The organism is Pseudomonas syringae group sp. J309-1 (genome assembly GCF_032582135.1).
In the GTDB taxonomy this organism is placed as follows: Bacteria; Pseudomonadota; Gammaproteobacteria; order Pseudomonadales; family Pseudomonadaceae; genus Aquipseudomonas; species Aquipseudomonas quasicaspiana.
The window spans coordinates 27654-48810 of the sequence record NZ_JAWHNU010000046.1 but is presented as its reverse complement, the minus strand read 5'-3'; the positions used below and the strand labels follow the sequence as shown (position 1 = coordinate 48810).

At 57.1% G+C, this 21157-nt stretch carries 16 protein-coding genes; 5 read left to right on the top strand and 11 right to left on the bottom strand.

What is annotated here, in order from left to right; all coding sequences use genetic code 11:
- Positions 1–70: 70 nt before the first annotated feature.
- Both RX972_RS21355 and RX972_RS21350 read right to left on the bottom strand, forming a co-directional pair.
- A complete protein-coding gene (locus RX972_RS21355) occupies positions 71–1111 on the bottom strand; it encodes an AraC family transcriptional regulator (RefSeq protein WP_316878277.1) in 1041 nt (346 codons plus the stop codon).
- Between the two features lie 2 nt (positions 1112–1113).
- Entirely contained in the window at positions 1114–2253 is a 1140-nt protein-coding gene (locus tag RX972_RS21350) for a carbon-nitrogen hydrolase family protein (RefSeq protein WP_316878276.1), read from the bottom strand.
- Between the two features lie 250 nt (positions 2254–2503).
- On the opposite strand from RX972_RS21350, the gene RX972_RS21345 reads away from it, so the two are divergent.
- Positions 2504–3376 carry an HDOD domain-containing protein gene (locus RX972_RS21345; protein ID WP_027901767.1) on the top strand — a complete coding sequence of 291 codons (873 nt, stop codon included), beginning with the start codon at positions 2504–2506 and terminating at the stop codon, positions 3374–3376.
- A gap of 141 nt (positions 3377–3517) precedes the next feature.
- Here the strand turns inward: RX972_RS21345 and RX972_RS21340 are convergent, their stop codons facing one another.
- From RX972_RS21340 to xylA, 4 genes are all read right to left on the bottom strand, one after another.
- Complete coding sequence (locus RX972_RS21340; protein ID WP_027901768.1) at positions 3518–4654, bottom strand: sugar ABC transporter permease; 1137 nt, start codon at positions 4652–4654, stop codon at positions 3518–3520.
- Positions 4655–6214: a D-xylose ABC transporter ATP-binding protein gene (gene xylG, locus RX972_RS21335; protein WP_122703578.1), complete on the bottom strand. Its 1560-nt coding sequence runs from the start codon at positions 6212–6214 to the stop codon at positions 4655–4657.
- Positions 6215–6390: 176 nt separating this feature from the next.
- On the bottom strand, positions 6391–7392 hold the full coding sequence (gene xylF, locus RX972_RS21330) for a D-xylose ABC transporter substrate-binding protein (protein WP_316878272.1): 1002 nt from the start codon (positions 7390–7392) through the stop codon (positions 6391–6393).
- A 151-nt stretch (positions 7393–7543) separates the two neighbouring features.
- Positions 7544–8860 carry a xylose isomerase gene (gene xylA / locus RX972_RS21325; RefSeq protein ID WP_316878270.1) on the bottom strand — a complete coding sequence of 439 codons (1317 nt, stop codon included), beginning with the start codon at positions 8858–8860 and terminating at the stop codon, positions 7544–7546.
- A gap of 203 nt (positions 8861–9063) precedes the next feature.
- On the opposite strand from xylA, the gene RX972_RS21320 reads away from it, so the two are divergent.
- The gene (locus RX972_RS21320) at positions 9064–10242 is read left to right on the top strand and encodes a XylR family transcriptional regulator (RefSeq protein ID WP_316878269.1); all 1179 of its coding nucleotides are present in this window, start codon (positions 9064–9066) and stop codon (positions 10240–10242) included.
- 445 nt (positions 10243–10687) lie between these two features.
- Here RX972_RS21320 and RX972_RS21315 read toward each other — a convergent pair whose 3' ends face one another.
- Positions 10688–11629, bottom strand: a complete 942-nt coding sequence (locus RX972_RS21315) for an ADP-ribose pyrophosphatase (protein ID WP_027901773.1) — start codon at positions 11627–11629, stop codon at positions 10688–10690.
- A gap of 274 nt (positions 11630–11903) precedes the next feature.
- On the opposite strand from RX972_RS21315, the gene RX972_RS21310 reads away from it, so the two are divergent.
- Positions 11904–12554, top strand: coding sequence for a TetR/AcrR family transcriptional regulator (locus RX972_RS21310; RefSeq protein ID WP_027901774.1), 651 nt, complete (start codon positions 11904–11906; stop codon positions 12552–12554).
- A gap of 68 nt (positions 12555–12622) precedes the next feature.
- Here the strand turns inward: RX972_RS21310 and RX972_RS21305 are convergent, their stop codons facing one another.
- The gene (locus RX972_RS21305) at positions 12623–15325 is read right to left on the bottom strand and encodes a beta-glucosidase (protein ID WP_316878291.1); all 2703 of its coding nucleotides are present in this window, start codon (positions 15323–15325) and stop codon (positions 12623–12625) included.
- 60 nt (positions 15326–15385) lie between these two features.
- The gene (locus RX972_RS21300; protein ID WP_027901776.1) at positions 15386–15634 is read right to left on the bottom strand and encodes a hypothetical protein; all 249 of its coding nucleotides are present in this window, start codon (positions 15632–15634) and stop codon (positions 15386–15388) included.
- A 508-nt stretch (positions 15635–16142) separates the two neighbouring features.
- On the opposite strand from RX972_RS21300, the gene RX972_RS21295 reads away from it, so the two are divergent.
- Positions 16143–16460 carry a hypothetical protein gene (locus tag RX972_RS21295; RefSeq protein ID WP_099269657.1) on the top strand — a complete coding sequence of 106 codons (318 nt, stop codon included), beginning with the start codon at positions 16143–16145 and terminating at the stop codon, positions 16458–16460.
- A gap of 43 nt (positions 16461–16503) precedes the next feature.
- Here the strand turns inward: RX972_RS21295 and RX972_RS21290 are convergent, their stop codons facing one another.
- Together RX972_RS21290 and RX972_RS21285 are read right to left on the bottom strand one after the other, a co-directional pair.
- Entirely contained in the window at positions 16504–17376 is an 873-nt protein-coding gene (locus tag RX972_RS21290; RefSeq protein WP_316878265.1) for a glycoside hydrolase family protein, read from the bottom strand.
- A gap of 362 nt (positions 17377–17738) precedes the next feature.
- Positions 17739–18383 carry an HAD family hydrolase gene (locus RX972_RS21285; protein WP_231677457.1) on the bottom strand — a complete coding sequence of 215 codons (645 nt, stop codon included), beginning with the start codon at positions 18381–18383 and terminating at the stop codon, positions 17739–17741.
- A 650-nt stretch (positions 18384–19033) separates the two neighbouring features.
- Between RX972_RS21285 and RX972_RS21280 the strand changes: the two genes are divergently transcribed.
- Complete coding sequence (locus tag RX972_RS21280) at positions 19034–21070, top strand: NADPH-dependent 2,4-dienoyl-CoA reductase (RefSeq protein WP_316878263.1); 2037 nt, start codon at positions 19034–19036, stop codon at positions 21068–21070.
- Positions 21071–21157 lie beyond the last annotated feature (87 nt).

Below are 21157 nucleotides of genomic sequence, written 5' to 3'. Positions count from 1 at the left end.
GCCTTGTCTTGCCGTCGCTCGATACGTTTTCACACCGTCTGTACCGGTCAGTATTTGCCGGGCGGATTATTCAACCCTGCCCACGCTGGCTGCGGCGAAATTCTCCGGGCGTCTGGTCTGTCCAGCGTTTGAAAGCCCGTTGAAAGGCTTCTGCGGAAGCAAATCCCAACAAGTAAGCGATTTCACCGAATGCCAGATCGGTGTCGCGTATATACGTCATCGCCAGATCGCGCCGCGTATCGTTGAGGATAGTGCGAAAGCCTGTGCCTTCGTCGGCCAGTTTGCGGCGCAAAGTCCAGGCGGGTAGTTTCAGTCTGGCAGCAATCTCCTCCAGATCCGGTTCGCTCCCACCATTGAGTAAAGGCCCGAGCAGACGGATGATGCGCTCTCGCAAGCTGCGGGTGCGGGTCAGTTGCTCAAGTTCTTTTTCACACAGCTGCAGCAGATGGGTCCAGGTACTGGGGCAATGCTGCGGGTTGCGCAGGCTCAACGTGTGCTGGTTCAGACGCAACTGATTGGTAGCGGCGGCAAAGGCAATGGGCTGTGCGCTCAGGTCGGTATATTCGGTGGCATAGTCGGGCGCATCAAACTCAATCTCGATCTTTTCCGCTCGCACTTCAGTTTCGCTAAGGCTGGACAGTTGCTGCAGCCAGCTGGCGATGATCGAGTCCACCACGAAGCGGTTATAGCCGTTGTACGGGCTGATCGAATAGAACCGCAACCAGGCACCTTCTGCGTCTTCGTGAAAGCTCGACTGGCCGCGATAATTGGAACCGTACAGCGCCTCAAAGCGGATCAGCGTGCGAGCGGCCTCGCGGACGTTAGGGGCTTGCGCCGCGGTCACACCTGCAAGACCGCACTGGCTGATATGGCTTGAACGGCCCATGCGCAAACCAAGGCCAGGCTGCCCGGTGAGTTGAATCGCGGCATGGCCCAGGCGCATGTAACGCGGAATGGACAAACGCGCCCCGGCTTCGGCCAGCCTTGCCTGATCCAGGCCGTACTGCTCCAGCAACGGTTGCGGATCTTGCCCGAAACTGCGCACCGCATTGGCCAGGCTGTGAACAAACCCCACCGACAGATCACCAAGACGAGTGGGTGATGGGGTCATGCTCATAACCAGATATTGATCAGGCGTGCGCCCAGGTGGGCCTTGTCATCCGCCGATGGCTCGACGATGTGCTGGCCGTCACGGCTGGCGAAGCTGTGTCCCGAGCTGCCTTGATCCCATAGCTGACCGCGCATGAACACACTGACTCCGGCTTTGGCGGTGCTGAGCGGTGCATGACTGGTCAGGGTCAGGCGCTGCCACGCTTCACCCTCGGTGATATTGCCGGTGTTCAGCCCTGTTGCGCCGATCAGGTCCGGGGTGCGATAGCCGCGCCACGGGCTGGCCCAGTGGCCGGTGCCAATGACAAAGGCGGGCACTGCAATCAGCTCGACGCCCAGTTTATTCAGGCTGGCGTAATTGCCGGGGTACCAGCTGTCGCTGCCAATCAATATGCCCAGCTTTCCGGCGGGGGTGTCGAATACATTCAGGTCAGTGGCCGGGTGCACGTAGCGGCGTTGATAAGCCATCGGGAACAACTGCCGTTGCGGCTGACCGAGGGGTTGGCCGTCGCTGCCGAACGTCACGCTGCTGTTATAGAGCGGGCCGCTGCCGAGCTTCAGTTTCCCGTTGTCGATGGCCGGCTCAGGCAGCACGATGGAGCCTGCGACCAGCGTGACGCCAAACTCTTTGGCCAGACCGCCGAACAGAGTTTGATACTGCTCGGCCATACCGGGGGCTTTCATGCGCAAGTGGGCGTCGTCGAGCCGACTGTCACCTTTGGCACCAAGCAGTGCACCGAGGAATTTCAGCGGATTGCTGAGGGATATCCAGGTCAGCGCTTCGTCCATGCTGGCGGCCTGGTAAACCTCGTTTTTCTCACCACTGGCAACCAGCCAGGTGCCCACATGTTCGGGCAGCACGACGATGGTTCGGCTGTTGATCAAACCCTGCTCGCGAGCCTGTTGCAGATAGGCTGCCAGTTTGCGATGCAGGCGCTGGATACTTTGATAATCGGCGGGGAACAGTTCCGGCTGAATGCCGAGCAGATTGCCGCGCTCACTGGGTTGTCCTTCGTCGACCACGAGTTTGATTCGCAGGTCGGACAAGTAGTGTCCCACAGGACGCTGCTCAGTCCAGAAGCCGTAGCCGACAAGCGCAGCCGTGAGTACGAAGCCAAAAGCAATAGTGAAAAATGTACGCATAAGTAAGTTGGAGTGCTGACAATCCCGAGTAGTTGCTGTGTAAGGTTATGTGTGCCGAGACTACGGGAAAACAACGGCTTAACGAACTTTTTTCCATTCATGGCCGGGTTTTTTGTCGAGTGGTATCAGTTACACAACCATCGTCAGTAGCCGGTGGCTTTGTCAATCAGGCAATGCCCCATCGCAAATGTCTTTTCTATTCGCTAGAGTCGGGCCATATCACGTATTGAGTGAGTGTCCAGGGAAGCGTATGTCATCAGAGCCCGAGTTTACCGACGAGAAAGTCAAACAGGCCTTGCAGGGCATCATCGTGCCGCCGCAACCACAGATCCTGGTGGACCTGCAGATCGAGCAGTACATGCCGGACCCCGATCTGGCCGAGATCGCCCGCTTGATTTCCCAGGACCCCGGTATTGCAGGGGCGCTGCTCAAGATCGTCAACTCCAGCTACTTCGGTTTGAGCAACCGGATCTCGTCGATTCAGCGCGCTGTGAATCTGTTGGGCAGTCGTTCGGTGATCAACATCGTCAACGGCTTGTCCATTCGCGGCGGCATGAACGATGAGTCCATCGTGACCCTCAACCGCTTCTGGGACACCGCGCAAGACATCGCCATGACGTGTCTGGCGCTGGCCAAACGGCTTGGCTCGCAGGCTGTCGATGAAGCCTACGCCCTGGGCCTGTTCCATGATTGCGGCGTGCCATTGATGTACAAGAAATTCCCGGGCTACATGTCGGTGCTGGAGCAGGGGTACGCGGGCGCCAGTGACCAGCAGCGCATCGTCGACGTGGAAAACAAAGCCTTCAACACCAACCACGCCGTCGTGGGTTACTACACCGCAAAGGCCTGGCGGTTGCCGGAACACATGTCAACGACCATCGCCCGGCATCACAACGCCTACGCGGTGTTCAGTGATGATTCGGGACAGCACAGTCAGGTGAAGAATCTGCTGGCGATTCTGAAAATGGCCGAACACATCTGCGAGTCCTACCGGATACTGGGCAAGGAAAGCGCCGATCATGAGTGGAATTCCATCAGCCACCTGGTACTCGATTACGTCGGCTTGTCTGAGTATGACTTTCAGGAGCTGAAGGCGAATATTCGGGAGTTGGGTGCACACTGAGGCGCAATGCCTCGTGATACGCCAAGAGGTTGAACTGTAGGAGCCACCTTGTTGGCGAGACGTCAGGCCTGCATCGTCAGGAATTAAGCCTCGCCAACAAGTTGGCTCCTACCGGGAATGCATTTCAAGCCACATGCGCGATCAGCGCCGCCCCGTCCGGGTACTGACATCCACCCAAACCGCCAATACCAGAATGCTGCCTTTGACGATCATCTGCCAGTAGCTGTCCACGTCGAGCATGGACATGCCGTTGTCCAGGCTGGTGATGACCAGTGCACCGAGCAGCGCGCCGTAAACGGTGCCGGAGCCGCCGCGCATCGAGGTGCCGCCGATGAAGCAGGCGGCGATGGCGTCGAGTTCGCCCATGCTTCCGGCAGAAGGCGAGCCCGCCGCCAGGCGTGCGGTGTTGACCATGCCGGCTAGCGCACACATCACGCCCATAATCCCGAAGATCCACAGTTTGACGGCCTGCACATTGATGCCGGACAGCCGCGTCGCCTCCATATTGCTGCCCACCGAATAAACCCGTCGGCCGAACACGGTCTGGCTGGTGACGTAACTGAACACACCCAAAAGGACCAGCAAGAGCAGCACCGGCACTGGGATGCCGTCGTAGCTGTTGAGGGTCTGGACGAATCCGGCCAGCACCGCGCCGATCAACACGACACGCAAGACGTCCCGCACCAATGAATGTGCCGCCAGACCGTGGACGGCGCGATTGCGACGTTGTTTCCAGGTCAGGTAAAGCGTCAGCGCGAACAGCACGATGCCCAGTCCCGTTCCGACCGAATGCGGCAGATATCCCTGACCGACGTACACCAGTTCCGGCGAGACCGGGGCGATAGTTGTGCCGCCGGTAATGCCCAGCAGAATGCCGCGGAACGCCAGCATGCCGCCCAGACCGACGATGAACGACGGGATGCGCAGGTACGCCGTCATGTAGCCATTGGCAAGGCCAATCATCAGCCCGCACAGCGCGACGAGGCTCAGGTTGGCCAACAGTGGGATGTGATAAACCACGTCAAGAATGGCCGCCAGTCCACCGAGCAGCCCGAGCAATGATCCGACCGACAGGTCGATTTCGCCACTGATGATCACCAGCACCATGCCGCAGGCAAGTATTCCCGTGATGGACATTTGCCGCAGCAAGTTGGAAAGATTGCGCGGGGTCAGGAATCCACCGTCGGTCTGCCAACTGAAGAATAACCAGATGACCGCCACCGCGATGACCAGCGCGAGCATTTTGTAGCGTGTGAAGAGCTGTTTGACCTGATTCATCTACGCGGACTTCCGATCATTATTGTTGTTAGGGTCAGCGGTTTGACTGAGTGCTGCGGCGAGTAACTGCTCCTGAGTGAGGTTGTGGTTGATGAAGTCACCCCGTAGCTGGCCTTCGCCGATGACCAGCACCCGGTCGGAGACGCCGAGTACTTCGGCCAGCTCCGAAGACACCATGATGATCGACACGCCCGCGGCCGCCAGCGCTCCCATCAATTTGTAGATCTCGTATTTGGCGCCCACATCTACGCCTCGGGTGGGCTCATCGAGAATCAGCACGCGGGGCTGGGTCAGCAGCATTTTCGCCAGAACGGCTTTTTGCTGATTGCCGCCAGACAGACTGGTGATCGGCAGGAAGGGGCTCGCGGTCTTGAGGTGCATTCGCGAGATCTCCTTGTCGATGCTGTCCAGCTCGGCTTCGGCGTCAATGCGGGTCAGCCTGGAGTAGGAATCCAGCACCGCAAGGGTGATGTTCTGGCCGACCCCCAGATCGGGAATTATGCCCTGGCGCTTGCGATCTTCGGGGACCATGCACAGTCCGGCACGAATGGATTTCAGCGGCGTGCGGGTGTCGACGAGTTTTCCGTCCAGCCAGACTTCGCCTTCATGGCGGCCGGGATAGGCGCCGAACAACGCCGAGACCAGCTCCGTGCGACCTGCGCCGACCAGCCCGGCAATACCGAGTACCTCGCCACGCTTGAGGGCGAACGAAATGTCGTCGACACGTTTGCGCTTTGGATTGTCGACGTCGTAGCAGGTGATATGGCGCGCCTCGAAAATCACTTCGCCAATGTCATGGGGTTCGGTGGGGTACAGGTTGCTCATTTCCCGTCCAACCATCTGGGTGATGATCCGGGCAATGTCCATGTCTGCCATTGCGGTGGTGGCGATGTGTTTGCCGTCTCGGATCACTGAAATGGTGTCGCACACAGCCGCGACTTCATCCAGCTTGTGAGAGATGTAGACGCACGCAACGCCTTTTGACTTGAGGTCGCGGATGATATCCAGCAGTACCTCGATCTCAGAACGGGTCAAGGCTGACGAGGGCTCATCAAGGATCAACAGCCGCGCCTGCTTGTTCAGCGCTTTGGCGATTTCCACCAGTTGCTGATAGCCGCCGCCGTATTGGGATACCGGGAGTGAGACATTCATGTCGGGGACTTTCAGTTCACGCATCAGGGCTTCGGCGCGGTGGGTCATGGCGGGGTAATTCATGCGCCCGCCGAACAGGGTCATCTCATGGCCCATAAAGATGTTCTCGGTCACCGACAGATCGGGTACCAGGGTCAGTTCCTGGTGAATGATCACGATCCCGGCCGCTTCGGTTTCGCTGATCGACTGTGCTTTCAGCGGCTGACCGTCCCAGAGAATTTCGCCTTCCCAGGTGCCATGCGGATAGACCGCCGACAGCACTTTCATCAGCGTGGATTTACCCGCGCCATTTTCGCCACACAGGCCGACGCATTCTCCTGGCCTGACGTTGATATCAATGCCGTTGAGGGCTTTTACCCCGTCGAACGTTTTGACGATGCCATTCATTTGCAGCAGGTATTCGGACATGGCGAATGCTCAGAAATAAGCGGGTGCAGGCAAACACGGTTTCTGTAGGAGCTGCCGAAGGTTGCGATGGCGGTGTGTCAGGACGGATGCCTTCGCAGCCTTCGGCAGCTCCTACAGAAAATGCATTCCAATCCAAAGGAATGCATTTTTTGATCGGAGCGAGGTTTACGCTCAGATCACTTCCCCTCAATCTGCGCCTTGGTGTAAAACCCGTCTTTTTCCAGCAGATCAATGTTGTCCTTTGTTAACGGCGTCGGCGTGAGCAGGATGGTGTCGACTTTCTTGCTGCCGTTGTCGTACTGCGAGCTGTAGGTGGGTTTTTCATTGCGCGCCAGTTGCACCGAGAGCTTGGCCGCTTCGGAGGCGATGAGTTTCAGCGGCTTGTAGACAGTCATGGTCTGCGTGCCATCGATCACGCGCTTGACCGCTGCGAGGTCGGCATCCTGACCCGAAATTGGCACCTTGCCCGCCAGCTTCTGTGCGGCCAGTGCCTGGATGGCACCGCCTGCGGTGGCGTCGTTGGAGGCAACGATGCCGTCGATCTTGTTGTCGTTACGGGTCAGGGCGTTCTCGACGATGCTCAGCGCTTCAGTCGGGTTCCACTCTTTGACCCACTGCTGGCCGACGATTTTGATATCGCCCTTGTCGATCGCTGGCTGCAACACCTTCATCTGGCCTTCGCGCAGCACTTTCGCGTTGTTGTCGGTCGGCGCGCCGCCGAGCAAAAAGTAATTACCCTTGGGCGCTGCTTTCAACACGCCGCTGGCCTGCATCTCACCCACCTTTTCGTTATCGAAGGAGATGTACGCGTCAATGTCAGCATTGAGAATCAACCGGTCATAGGACACGACCTTGATCCCGGCTTTCTTCGCCTCGGCCACTGCGTTGGTCAGCACTGTGGCATTGAACGGCACGATTACGATGACATCGACGCCACGGGAAATGAGGTTCTCGATCTGCGAAATCTGCTTCTGCTCGTTGGCATCGGCCGATTGTACAAAGACCTTGGCATCCATTTTTTCCGCCGCCGCGATAAAGTAATCGCGGTCACGGGACCAGCGTTCCAGGCGCAGGTCATCGATGGAAAAGCCGATTTTCGGATGAGCAGGGTCGGCCATGGCCGGAACAGACAGCAGCGCCAAAGCGCCAACCAGTAGCGTGCGTTTAAAACTCTTCATAGTGGTGCGTCCTTTTATTGTTGTTTTTAGAAGCGACTGCCTGACGATGAATATCGTGCTGGTAGAACTGTAGAGACTCGCAAGGCACCGCGAGCACAGATTTGTCGCGCGAATGTAACCGGATTGCGGTGCCCGTAGACCTCGATTGCGATCAGCGATAAATGAACTGGTTAACAACGTTTTCGAGCATTTCCTGCCTGCCGCTGACGGCTTGCGGATTAAGCTCTTTGGCAAAGGCATGTTCGGCCAGTGACTGAAGGGTGAACTCGCCCGCCAGTACTCCCTGGCCCAATGGCTGCTGCCAGCCCGCGTAGCGTTGGTCCTTGAAGTGCTGAAGCCGGTCGTTCTCCAGCATTGCTGCTGCGCGTTCGAGGGACAGGGCGAGGACATCCATCGCCGCCACATGCCCGTGGAACAGATCGACTTCGTCCAGGCTCTGACGACGCACCTTGGAGTCGAAGTTGAACCCACCGTTTTTGAACCCGCCTGCTTTGAGGATTTCGTAAGTGGCGAGAGTCATTTCCTCGACGCTGTTGGGGAACTGGTCAGTGTCCCAGCCGTTTTGTGGGTCGCCGCGGTTGGCATCGATGCTGCCGAAAATCCCTAAAGAAGCAGCCGTCGCGATTTCGTGATGAAAGCTATGACCGGCCAGGGTCGCGTGGTTGGCCTCGATGTTGACCTTGATTTCGTTTTCCAGACCGAACTGCTGCAAAAAGCCAAACACGGTGGCGCTGTCGTAATCGTATTGGTGTTTGGTCGGCTCCTGCGGTTTGGGCTCGATCAGCAGGTCGCCTTTGAAATTGATCTGGTGCTTGTGCTCAACCACCATGCGCATAAAGCGGCCCAGCTGCTCGCGCTCGCGTTTCAAGTCCGTATTGAGGAGCGTTTCGTAGCCCTCGCGTCCGCCCCATAACACGTAGTTGGCGCCACCGAGACGCTGGGTTGCGTTCATGGCGCTGAACACCTGCGCAGCGGCACAGGCGAAGACTTCCGGATCAGGATTGCTCGCAGCGCCAGCAGCAAAGCGCGGATTGCTGAAGCAATTGGCGGTGCCCCACAAAAGCTTGATGCCGCTTCGCTCTTGATGGCGCTCCAGATGGTCGACCATTTGCGCAAAATTATTGCGGTATTCCTTGAGCGAGCTGCCTTCCGGGGCGACATCGGTATCGTGAAAGCAGTAATAGTCGATGCCCAGTTTGGTGAAGAACTCGAATGCCGCCTCCGCCTTGCCCATTGCCACTTCCAGCGGGTCGCCGGGGCGCTGCCATGGGCGTTTGAAGGTGCCTGCGCCGAACACATCGGAACCGGGCCAGACGAAGGTGTGCCAGTAACAGGCCGCCATGCGCAGGTGCTCGCGCATCGGCTTGCCCATGATGATCTTGTCCGCATCGTAGTGGCGAAAGGCGAGGGGCGAATCGCTGTCGGGGCCTTCGTAGCGAATTCGGTCGATATCGGGGAAATATGGCATTCGCAATGTCCTTGTTGTTTTTATCGGTTGTTCTAATCGAATGTTCTAATCGATTGCTCTTGTCGGTGCTTCGATACTAGCAACGGTCCAGTTGCTCCCGATTATGAAAATCATCAACACGGAGTGCGATTTTGCGTATTGAGATTCTGCGGCGCCGCGCCTAGTCTGTTTCGATAACCTCGGGCCGGCCCAGGACAATAACAATGAAAACCGTACCGCCTGTTCACCGCGTTGCACTGTTGTTCAACGGCGGCAAAATCTACGACCGCGGCATCATCAGCGGTATCGGCAACTACTTGAGCAGTACTCGCGCCTCCTGGGATCTGTTTCTGGAGGAGGACTTTCTCTGCCGCCTGAAAGGTATCGAGCGCTGGCAGGGCGACGGGATCATTGCCGACTTCGATGACCCGATGATCGGCGAAGCGCTGGCCGGGATCAGGTTGCCGGTGGTGGCGGTCGGCGGTTCATATGAAAACGAGCGTGACTATCCGCAAGGTATTCCTTACGTCGCCACTGATAATCAGGCGCTGATGACGCTGGCGTACGAGCACCTGATCGAAGCCGGACTTACCCGTTTTGCCTGCTTCAGCCTGCCTGAAGCGCAAGCCAATCGTTGGGCTCAGGAGCGGGAAAAAGCCTTTCGCAAGCTGATGCAGCGCGATGGCCTGCACGGCGAGATCTACCGCGGCATGGGTACCAGCGCGCCACTCTGGAACAGCGCCGTCGAGCAGCAGATCGCGTGGCTGCACAGCCTGCCTAAACCCATCGGCATCATTGCCGTCAGTGACGCCCGCGCACGGCAATTGTTGCAGGCCTGTCTGACGGCGGGGATTTCTGTTCCGGAGCAGGTGGCGCTGATCGGCATCGATAACGATCCGCTCACGCGTAGCCTGACCCGCGTGCCTTTGAGCTCCGTCAGCCAGGGCACCGAAACCATGGGGCGCACGGCCGCGCAATTGCTGCATCAAATGCTGCACGGCATGCCAGCCAAGGGCTCGCACATTCTGATTCCGCCGGACTCGATCAACGTCCAGGTATCGAGCCTGCACCAGCCGTTAGGGGATCCTTATGTGATGCAAGCGCTGCTGTTCATTCGCCAATATGCCTGCCAGGGCATCAAGACCGCGCAAGTCGCGGCTTACGTGGGTGTGTCGCGCTCATCGCTGGAAGCGCACTTTCGCCAGGCACGGGGCTGCAGCGTGCATGACGAAATCCTGCGCTTCAAACTTGAGGCAGCGGCCAATGGCCTGAAGAACACCGACTCGACCATTGCAGACACGGCACGCAATTGCGGTTTCAAATCTGCGCAGTATTTGCACACCGTATTCCGTCGAGAGTTTGGCTGTACGCCACTTGAGTATCGGCAGGAGGTGTTGGTTTAAGGACATTTCAAATCAATCTTGTAGAAGCTCACCGAGGTTACGAAGCCAGCGATGGCGGTGTGTGTGACATATCCCAATCGCAGCCATCGGCAGCTCCTACAGATGGAGTGCACGCTTCGGCCTCTGTAGGAGCTGTCGGAGGTCACGACGGCTGCGATGGCGTTGTGTCAGATACACCGCAATCGCAGCCTTCGGCAGCTCCCACAGATGGAGTGCACGCTCCGGCCTCTGTAGGAGCTGTCGGAGGTCACGACGGCTGCGATAGCGGTGTGTCTGATACACCGCAATCGCAGCCTTCGGCAGCTCCTACAGATGGAGTGCACGCTCCGGCCTCTGTAGGAGCTGTCGGAGGTCACGACGGCTGCGATAGCGGTGTGTCAGACACGCCGCCATCGCTGGCCTCGTAACCTCGGTGCGGGCCTAAAGGCCCAATGTTTTCAGCCCCTTATTGAATATGTGGAACCTCATCAAGGCCGCGATACACCGCCAAGCCCCGCTGCTGAGCCAGTTCAACCATCAGGTCCGCGCCCTCGGAAGGGCCGCCGATGCGCAATACGCCGTCACAGCGTTGCAGCAGCTTTTTCGCGTATTCATGGAAATGCTTCTGGAACACTTCGTCACCGATGCTTTTGGAACCCGCCAGTTGCACCAAAGGTAGCGCGACCCATTCTGCGACCATCGGGAAGTGCCCGGCACTCAGCAGTTCTGCGGCGGCTGCTTGCATGGCCTGTACATTGGCTTCCAGCAAGGCGGGGTCATCGCCGGTGCCCGAACGGTAAGGGCCTGCCACCAGAATCATCAGGCCGGAAGAGGGAGGCATGAGCTGTTTGATGTACTGTAGAAGGATAATGGTTTTGCCGTCCATGATCCGGCCGTCGTCGACCATCTCCAGCGCCAGATCGAAGGGCAGTTCCAGCACTTCGATGTCCTCGCCTTCTTCGACCAGTCCACCACCGTCATTGATGCGATCTTCCGGCTGGTATTCCCCGACAAAGAAATGCAGGCGCTCAGTCACTGAGCCCGGGCTCATGAACGCGTCATAGATTTTGCGCACCGATTTGACCCGGTAACCGGTTTCCTCTTCGGCTTCCAGGCGGATTCGCTCTTCGGGACTGGCGTTATCCAGCAGGCCCGCAGCCGCTTCGATCAAGTAACCATCGTGCCCGTTGACGAAAGCCGGGATGCGAAATTGCCGAGTGAGAATAACCGTCCGTTTTGCCAGGTTGTAAAGCCCGATCGTGGCACCATTGCCCCTGTCGTATACCTCGCGGGTGACTGCCTGCCAACTGCCGTCCCGGCGCGGCATTTCGAACTCGATATTTTTCAGCAGATACCAGTTATCCGACAGAAGATGTTCGCCTGTGATTCGAACCTTGCGTGTTTCCATGGAGGGCAGTCCTTTGTGGTCATGTATTACGAACGGTGGTGTATTTGTCAGCTTCAAGGGCACATGGTATGTTCCGCGACCGACTGGATCTACGTGCAGTTCTGGACGCTTTTCACCCGTACTGCATGGGCGTAGGGTTACATCCATTGGTGCATCGCTGATGAATTTTCCGAAAATTTCTCTATGGGTACTGTTTGGCCTATAAGTGAACGCTTCAGCGCGAAATCCATACGCTGACAGGTTTCATATTTGCGCAACGGACAGTGCTATTCAAATGCCAAAAAATACTCCCATTCCTGACCCGGTCGCGCCTCCCAAGCGTCGCCACATCCCCAAAGGGGATATGCGCAAGCTGGAAATCATTCAGGCCGCCATGGTGATTTTTGCCAGGGACGGGTTTGCGGGCGCTACGCTGACTAACGTTGCCAAGGTCGCGGGCATATCGCAAGTCGGGTTGCTACATCACTTTCCTAATAAGCTCGCGTTGTTGCACGCCGTCTTGCAGCATCGGGATCAGTACATCGCATCCCGGTTACAGGAAGCTGATGAGGTTGCGTCGCTGGACGGGTTTTTAGCGTTTCTGCAGTTCATCATGAAGTTCAGTACCGAAGACGCTGCTGTCAGTCAGGCGTTGATGATCATCAACACAGAAAGCCTGTCCGTGACTCACCCGGCCAACCGGTGGTTCAGCGAACGCTTTGAGATTGTGCATGGCCACATTAACGCTCAACTCAATCTGCTGATCGAAGCGGGCGAAATTCGCGCGGACACCGATGTGAAGCAGGTCAGTCTTGAGATTGCGTCGATGATGGACGGAATGCAGATTCAATGGCTACGCTCCCCCGATTACGTACCGATCGAGCGTGCTTTTGCGAGGTTTCTCGAGCGTTTGGCGTCAGACCTCAAGCAGGCCGGACTCGACTGAGTACGGCCGCTCGATGGTCAGTAACCGGTGGTTGTGGCAACCACCGATCAAGCCTTTTTGAAGGTGACTCAGTAAGCCTGTTCTGGCTTGACCTGAACTGCGTTGCGCAGCGGAATCGGGAGAGGGTTGGATTCACGCGTCGATAATTTCTCGCCATACAGCGCGACGACGGTGCGGTTCAGTGCCAGGTCTTCCGAATCCTTGCCCACCAGAACCTTGAACTTGCCCGGGTCTACGATCCAGCTGACAGCGTCAGGCGAATAGTAGGCGAACGAACGGGAGTCCAGCGGAATCGTGACGGTTTTGCTTTCGCCCGGCTTCAGGTAAACCTTGGAGAAGCCCTTCAGCTCTTTTTCCGGACGATCAACTTGTGGCTTTGAAGGCTGCACGTACAACTGAGCGACTTCGAAACCAGGCTTGTCGCCCGTGTTGGTCACGGTGAACGTGGCCTTGATGGTTGCGCCAGGTGCAAGCACGTTGCTCGACAGCTTCAGGTCGCTGTATTGGTATGTCGTGTACGACATCCCGAAACCGAACGGGTAGAGCGGCTTCGCATGGTTCTTGTCGTAACCGCGGTAGCCCAGATACAGGCCTTCGCTGTAGGTCATTTCAGTCGGCGGATTAGGGCTGCTGAAGTAGTACGGTGCCGGATCGGAGTACGAGGCGAAGCTCGGGTTGTCCTGCACTTTCTTGTCCAGCGTGATAGGCAGCTTGCCCGAAGGGTTGACCTTGCCGTAGAGAATTTCCGCCAGTGCCTGACCGCCTTGCTGACCCGGGAACCAGGCGTGCAGGGAAGCAGCAACCTTGGTTGCCCACGGTTGCATATCCATACCGCCGCCGCCGTGCATCACGACGATGGTTTTAGGGTTGGCTCTCTGCACGAAGCTGATCAACTCAGACTGAAATTGCGGCAGTTCGAACGGGTGATCAAGGGACTCGCCTTCGTATTCGAAGTTGCTGCCCGCTGCCACCACGACTGCGTCATAGTCAGCCAGATTGGTCGGTGGACGCAGCGACGCCCAGCTCAATTGCACGCCATTCATGCCGCCCAGCACCGGGGTGTAATTGCCTTTGAGTCGACGATATTCCAGGCGCACGTTGTACTCGGTGCCGGCTTTCAGCGCGACAGTCTTGACGGTACGTGGCACCACAGGAATCAGGTCGAATGAAACCTGCTTGTCTTCATCCTCAACCACCAGCTCGTCGTTGATCCAGAGCTTGTAGGCACCATCGGCACGGACTTTGAAGACGTGCGGGCCGGTGATGGTAGGTTTGATCTTGCTGGTGAAGCGAGCCGAGAACGCGCCCGGTGCCGGGTTGTAACCGGTTACCGCGCTGGTGCCGCTGTCGGTTACGTTGGTGTTGGTGATCCAGCTCAGGTTGAGGCCTGGCTCGATGCGGGTTGCAACAGGATCGCCGGACAACGTGGTGTTAGCGTAGTACTCGGCTTTCACACCCGTGTTGCTGATGGCTTCTTTCCCTTTGCCTTTACCCGTACCCGGCTGATACCAGACCGACGATTTCGGATCGAGGCTCATCTGCGGCAGGTAATCGACATTGCTTGTGCTCGACGCCAGCTGCTTGAGGCCGCTGAGTTCGGTTACATAGCTGGCAGGCGCTGAGTAAGCGGTACCGAATGGCGCAGTCGGTGGCTGCATTGCCAGGTCGCCGATGACAGCGATCTTCGCCGTTTTCGGCAGTGGCAGCAGAGGTTTCTGCCCGTCTACGGGTTCGTTGCGCAGGAGCACAATCGACTCCCTCGCGACGTTCAGCGCAGCCAGTTGGCCGTACTCGCGGTGCTCCAGAGGCTGAGCCTTGTTGATGCCCTTGTCAAAGCCGTAGCTGACCAGTGCCCTGAGATTCCTGCGGACTTTGTCGTCGATCACGCTCTGATGCAGTTGGCCGTTCCAGACATAGGGCAGCAACTTGGCTTCAGTGAATTGCAGGCCGCTTGGCATGTCGATATCGGTGCCTGCCCAGGCGCCTTTGAACGCGTCCTGAACCGAGTTGAAGTCACTCATCACGTTGCCCTGGAAGCCCCACTGGCCTTTCAGGATGTCAGTGATCAGGTGATGATTCTCACATGCATATTCGCCATTGATCTTGTTGTAACCGCACATGATCGAGGCAATGTTCGAGTTCTTGACCAGCGATTCGAAGCCGGGCAGATACAGCTCCTGCATGGCGCGCTCGTCAATTTTGACGTCCAGATAGTGCCGGTTCGCCTCTTGCTCGTTCATCAGGTAATGCTTGGCGGCAGACTGAACACCCTGAACCTGAATACCGTTAGTGACGGCCGGAGCCAACACTGCGCCGAGGAATGGATCTTCACCACTCATGTACTCGGCGGAGCGCCCGTTGAACGGGGTGCGATAGAGGTTGATGGCCGGAGACAGCATTTGCTGACCGCCAGCGATCCGGGTTTCGTAACCAATCGCCAGACCGAATTCCTTGGCCCGGTTGATGCTCCAGGTCGCGGCCAATGCCGAAGGTGACGGGTACTGCGCACCGAAGGTCTTGCCGCCGACCAGTACGCCCATGGCCGAGTCGTAGGCGACTGTGCCTTGCAGGTTGAACTTGTCCAGCTTGGGAATCATGCGTCCGTCATCGACGCGCGAGAAGTTGATTTTTTCCGACTGGGTCATGTTGTCGAGCATCGCGCCAACCCGCGCTTCGACCTCATTGCCCGTCATCGGGGTGACAGCCATTACGGTGCCTGCCTGAGCAATGCTCAACGCAAGCAGACTCAGGCCTAAGCCTTGTTTGATCATGGACATGGAGCTACTCCTGAATTCGTTCGATAGGGTGTGTGCTGCGTATCAAACGAAGACTCATTTCTCGTCATCGGTCGTTGGGGCGTCGTCGGTCACGACCGGGGCGTCCAGCACCGTCTGCGCGCCTGTCGACTGGCTTTTTGTAGCGCTTTCGGCGCCAGTGATCTGCTCGCGTTTGGCCTCGACTTCCACGCGCACATCACTCGATGTCGACGGCAGGGGATTTTTGTTTTCGGCGGCTGATACAGAAAGTGTGGTGAGGCCCATCAGAAAAATGGCAGCAAGAGGCAGCAAGCTTCTAGCCATCGGGAGAATCTCCAAATAGAAGTGGGTAACGAAGAAGTGTCAGCGCGTGGAGGTTTACTACAGGCTGCAGACAGTAAGTCAGCAGTGTGAGCTTAAAGTTCTGTGGCGGCAAAAAAATGAAGTTAAATATTTGATTTGTTTTTATCGTGTGTTTTTAATTTATTTAAAATTAATATTGATTTTATCTGATTTACAAGTATTTATTGGTTGTTTCTGCTGACCATTATCATTTATCAGCTATAAAAAATCTTTCTGAAAAACAGAGTGATAGCTCTGTTTTGAGCGGTGTTAAAGTAGTCAGGCCATAAAAGTGCTCGCCGTCCTGTCGCCTTGTGAAGAATTCGGGCGTGCCACGCTGCTCATGCCTACAGGTAAGAAAAGCGTCCAGGGTGAATAAGTGCGGTGGTTCAGGCTAATGACACTCAGAGGTTTAACTGTGACATCCCAAGCGCGTCCCTTTCTGTTACCCGGCTTTGGATTCAGCTCAGAGCTTACAGACCCTCTCGAAGTGGATCTGGCCATTTTAAAAGCGGTCTGGTTGTTAAGTGATGGAAAGCCACGCGGCGGTGCGCCGCGAAAGCTGACATGCGGTCAGATATACATGCAGCTGGTGCGCGGCCAGCCAAACTTTCCGTCCATCGTGCGCTGTGTGTTGGCGATAGACGTGCTTGTGAAAGAAGGGCTGTTGGTGTCGGAGAGAGTGCTGGATGAAGACCCTGCTTTTCCCTACACCCAGCACATCATCAGTGGGCTGACCGAGATCGGTTCAGCGTCCCTGGCGGCCTCGTACGCGCTGGACACCTACGGGCATCCAGCTCGACTTTGACGCGCATGGGCAGGCTCCAGGTCCCGATGACCGCTGGTACCCGCTACTGATTGAATGGCAGCGAAAGATAATGCTTACCCAGTTCTGTCAGCCTTCCTTCATCGTTCAACAGGCTTGAAAAGTGCGGGTCATCATTCATGCGACCCGTGAACCAGGCATACCGAAACACATCCGCGCGGTTCTCGCAGACCGCCACCATCTCCGCCATCTGCTGCTTTTGCTTTTCAAGCGTGTCGATCTGCACCCCGTCAATCGGGGAGTGCCAGTTGGCGAACTCGGTGACCCAAAAGGGTTTGCCATATTTGGATAGCCTGTCGAGCATGCCTGACAGCCCATAGTCGTACCAATGAAACGCCAGATAGTCGATCTTCGGATCGCGATTCTGATTTTGCGCACGGTACGCAGCATAGAAGGCGTCAAGCCACACAACCGGGTCGCCATAACCCGACATCGTTCCCCAGTTCATCGCGGGGCCAACCAGCTTTACCCCGGTCTGCGCGGATATCTGTTCCAGCCTTGGCCAGAATCGCGCGGCCGCTTCGGGTGTCATGTTGGCCTGATCAACGAGGTTGGGCTCATTGATCACCAGTAGGTAGCGGATATCCGGGTGGGCCTGCAAGTAGAGTTTCAACTGACCGTCATCGACATTGGCATTCCAGACCATCGGTATGAAGTCGACCCCGTAGGTGGAGGAGTAGTTATACGCGGCGAGCCGGTCGTGTGGCTTTGGACTCCAGTTGTACCACCAACTGATTCCCGGTGACAAAGCACTCAAGTCCGCAGGTGACGCTATGTCATACGCGATGCCGCGTTTTGCGCTTTTAGTGGCTGACCAGGCTGGTGTGGAGACTGTGCTGAGGGAAAGGCTGAACGCTGTCAGCAGGCTGAGCGTTCGCAGGTGTTTACGGTACGGCATGGTTCTATCCTCCGTGAACATCGATGATCCATCAGGCGTTGAAAGTGTACCGTTGATAAAACTGGAGACGCTGGCTTTGATCGGCTAATGGCTGGGTGTTATCAGCGGCTTGTACTGATCAACATTGGATTGGTCAATAGATGCATCGCGATGTGATATTTAGACGCTTATGTGCCCTGCAATATACCCATGCGACAAGATGTTTGTGCATCCATAACCAGCGCCCATGATGCTACTCGAGCAGCGGTCACAATGGTCGGCCATGAGGTGCGTCATGGTGGACATGGTTTATCCAGGCTTTATGTATTGAGTGCTTCTTGCTGGACCTGGTCAGCACACAAGCCGCTTCCTTCCAGCGACTGCTAGATGCGAGTCAGCAGTTGTGCCAAGTCACGGTAATGCCTGGCCAGATAAAAGTCAGGTCGTCCGACGTAAACCGAGAAGTCGGTGTCTAGTCCATAACCCACTACCTTCGTGCCTGCTGCCAAACCGGCCTGTACGCCGGCATGGCTGTCCTCCACCAATAGGCAGTTCTCAGGCGGTAAATCCAGGAAATCACAACCTGCGAGAATTAGCCCAGGCTCTGGTTTCCAGGATCCAACGTCGTAGGCACTGATGAGACGGCCTTCGAACCAGGGATATAAACCAGCCGCCTTGAGCGTCGTCTCTATTTTAGAGGGGGGTCCATTGGAAGTAACGCAACCAGGAAGTTTCAACGCCTTGACGAAGTCCACAGCGCCCGGCATTGCATTCAGCCCAGCCTGGAACATGTGAAGACTTGCCTCGCGAAACGATTGAACAAATCTGTCTACATTGAGACCGGGCGCTTGCGTTTTGATGTCAGCCATGAACAACTCAAACTGCACGCCTCGATAGCGATCCAGCACTTCGGCCACAGAAAGCTGGATATTGTGCTCTGACAGCATTTGATGCAGCAGCGTCGCTGCGACGCGTTCGCTGTCGACGAGAGTCCCGTCGTTATCAAAAATGATGCCTTTTACGCTCATTGCTGTTCTTCCCTCAAATGCGATTTTTTGACGATAACAGTGCGTCTGGATGCTTTGTGTGATTGCTGCATTGTCGACGAAATCAGATTACCAAAGGGGAGTATTTGTCGGATGCCCACCGTTACGATACCGCTGCGGAGCGCGACTAAAACGTCGGTGTAGAGAATCCTGCGCACCAAGGCATAGCCTCATACCCAGCGATAGTCGTTTCTGGCTGCCGTTCGACAGCAACCGCAAGATGATGACGGACCCACCCTGTGGGACCGAATTTATTCGGGAAGAGGCCAGCACATCCGCCACATTTTTATCGTCAGGAATGCCGCCTTCCCGGATGAAGTGGAGCGCCACCCCGGCCGTCCCACTAGCTGTCTGTTTTGCTGCGCGACAGCGTGGTATCAGGGATACCGGGGGCGGATCCTACAGCAATGCATTCCACTTGAGAGGAATGTGTTCTGTCGATATCAGGCTTTGGCTTGCCGAGACAGTCCAAAAAGCCAGCTGCACGTTTAAATCATCAACTTGTCACTTAGGGTCATTGAGCGCGTCGCGAAGCTCGTCTTTACTGTTGCGCAATGAACAGGCCGCAAAGGCCTGAATAATTGACGGCTGCCTCAGGCGGTCGCATCCCGTGACAGTTCGATGGAGTTTCTATGGTCGCCGCTCATTACCCGCACCTGCTGGCCCCGCTGGACCTGGGCTTTACCACGTTGCGCAACCGCACCCTGATGGGCTCGATGCATACCGGGCTGGAAGAAAAGCCAGGCGGTTTTGAGCGCATGGCGGCGTATTTTGCCGAGCGGGCGACGGGAGGTGTCGGGCTGATGGTCACGGGTGGTATTGCGCCCAATGAAGAAGGCGGCGTTTACACCGGCGCGGCCAAGCTGACCACGATTGAAGAGGCAGAGCAGCATCGCGTGGTGACTCAGGCGGTGCATGCTGCGGGTGGCAAGATTTGTCTGCAAATCCTTCATGCCGGACGTTATGCCTACAGCAAGAATCAGGTTGCCCCCAGCGCCATTCAGGCGCCGATCAATCCTTTCAAACCTCGCGAGCTGGACGAAGCGGGGATCGAAAAGCAGATCGCCGATTTCGTCACCTGCTCGACGCTGGCCCAAAGCGCTGGGTACGACGGCGTGGAGGTGATGGGTTCCGAAGGCTACTTCATCAACCAGTTCCTGGCGGCCCACACCAATCACCGAACGGATCGCTGGGGCGGCAGCTACGAAAATCGCATGCGTTTGCCGGTGGAGATCGTTCGCCGGGTTCGCGAAGCCGTGGGGGCCGAGTTCATTATTATCTTCCGCCTGTCGATGCTGGATCTCGTGGAGGGCGGCAGCACCTGGGAAGAGATCGTGCAATTGGCTCAAGCCATTGAGAAGGCCGGTGCGACGATTATTAATACCGGTATCGGCTGGCACGAAGCACGGATTCCGACCATCGCAACCAAAGTGCCGCGCGCAGCTTTCAGCAAAGTCACGGCCAAGTTGCGCGGCTCGGTGGGCATCCCGTTGATCACCACCAACCGCATCAACACGCCGGAAATCGCTGAGCAGATTCTCAGCGAAGGCGATGCCGATATGGTCTCCATGGCGCGGCCTTTTTTGGCGGATCCGGAATTCGTCAACAAGGCAGCGGCGGGGCGCGCCGATGAAATCAACACCTGCATTGGCTGCAATCAGGCCTGTCTGGACCATACTTTTGGCGGCAAGCTGACCAGTTGCCTGGTCAACCCGCGTGCCTGTCATGAGACCGAACTGAATTACATCCCGACCCGCCAGAGCAAGAAAATCGCCGTAATTGGTGCCGGTCCTGCGGGCCTTGCGGCATCCACAGTGGCTGCCGAACGTGGGCATCACGTCACCCTGTTTGATTCAGCCGCTGAAATCGGCGGTCAGTTCAACATCGCCAAGCGTGTACCGGGCAAAGAGGAGTTCTACGAAACCCTGCGTTACTTCGCGCGCAAGCTGCAAACCACGGACGTTGACGTGCGGCTAAATACCCGTGTTACCGTTGAGGATTTGCTGGGCGCCGGTTTTGACGAGGTAATCCTTGCCACCGGTATTGCGCCGCGCATGCCAGCGATTCCGGGTATCGATCATCCCAAGGTGCTGAGCTATCTGGATGTGATCCTGCAACGTAAGCCGGTCGGGCAAAGCGTTGCGGTGATCGGTGCAGGCGGTATCGGTTTCGACGTTTCGGAGTTTCTGGTGCATCAGGGCATTTCCACCAGTCTGGATCGCACTGCTTTCTGGAAAGAGTGGGGCATCGACACCGCCCTTGAAGCGCGCGGTGGCGTGGCGGGGATCAAGCCGGAGCTGCACGCCCCGGCGCGTCAGGTGTATCTGTTGCAGCGCAAGGCTTCAAAGGTTGGCGACGGGTTAGGCAAGACCACTGGCTGGATTCACCGTACCGGTTTGAAAAACAAACAGGTGCAGATGCTCAACAGTGTCGAATACCTGCGCATCGACGACGCCGGTCTGCACATCCGTATCGGTGAAGGAGAGGAGAAGGTGTTGCCGGTGGACAACATCGTGATCTGCGCCGGACAGGATCCGTTGCGGGAACTGTATGACGGGCTGGTCGAGGCCGGGCAATCCGTGCACCTGATCGGCGGCGCGGATGTCGCGGCCGAGCTGGACGCCAAGCGGGCGATTGATCAGGGGTCGAGGTTGGCGGCGGGGTTGTAGGGTTTTCCTGGGGAACGCAGTTCTTGTGGGAGCGAGGCTTGGTCTGGGCGGCATTCCGACGATACATGAGACGCGGTCAGAAGACGC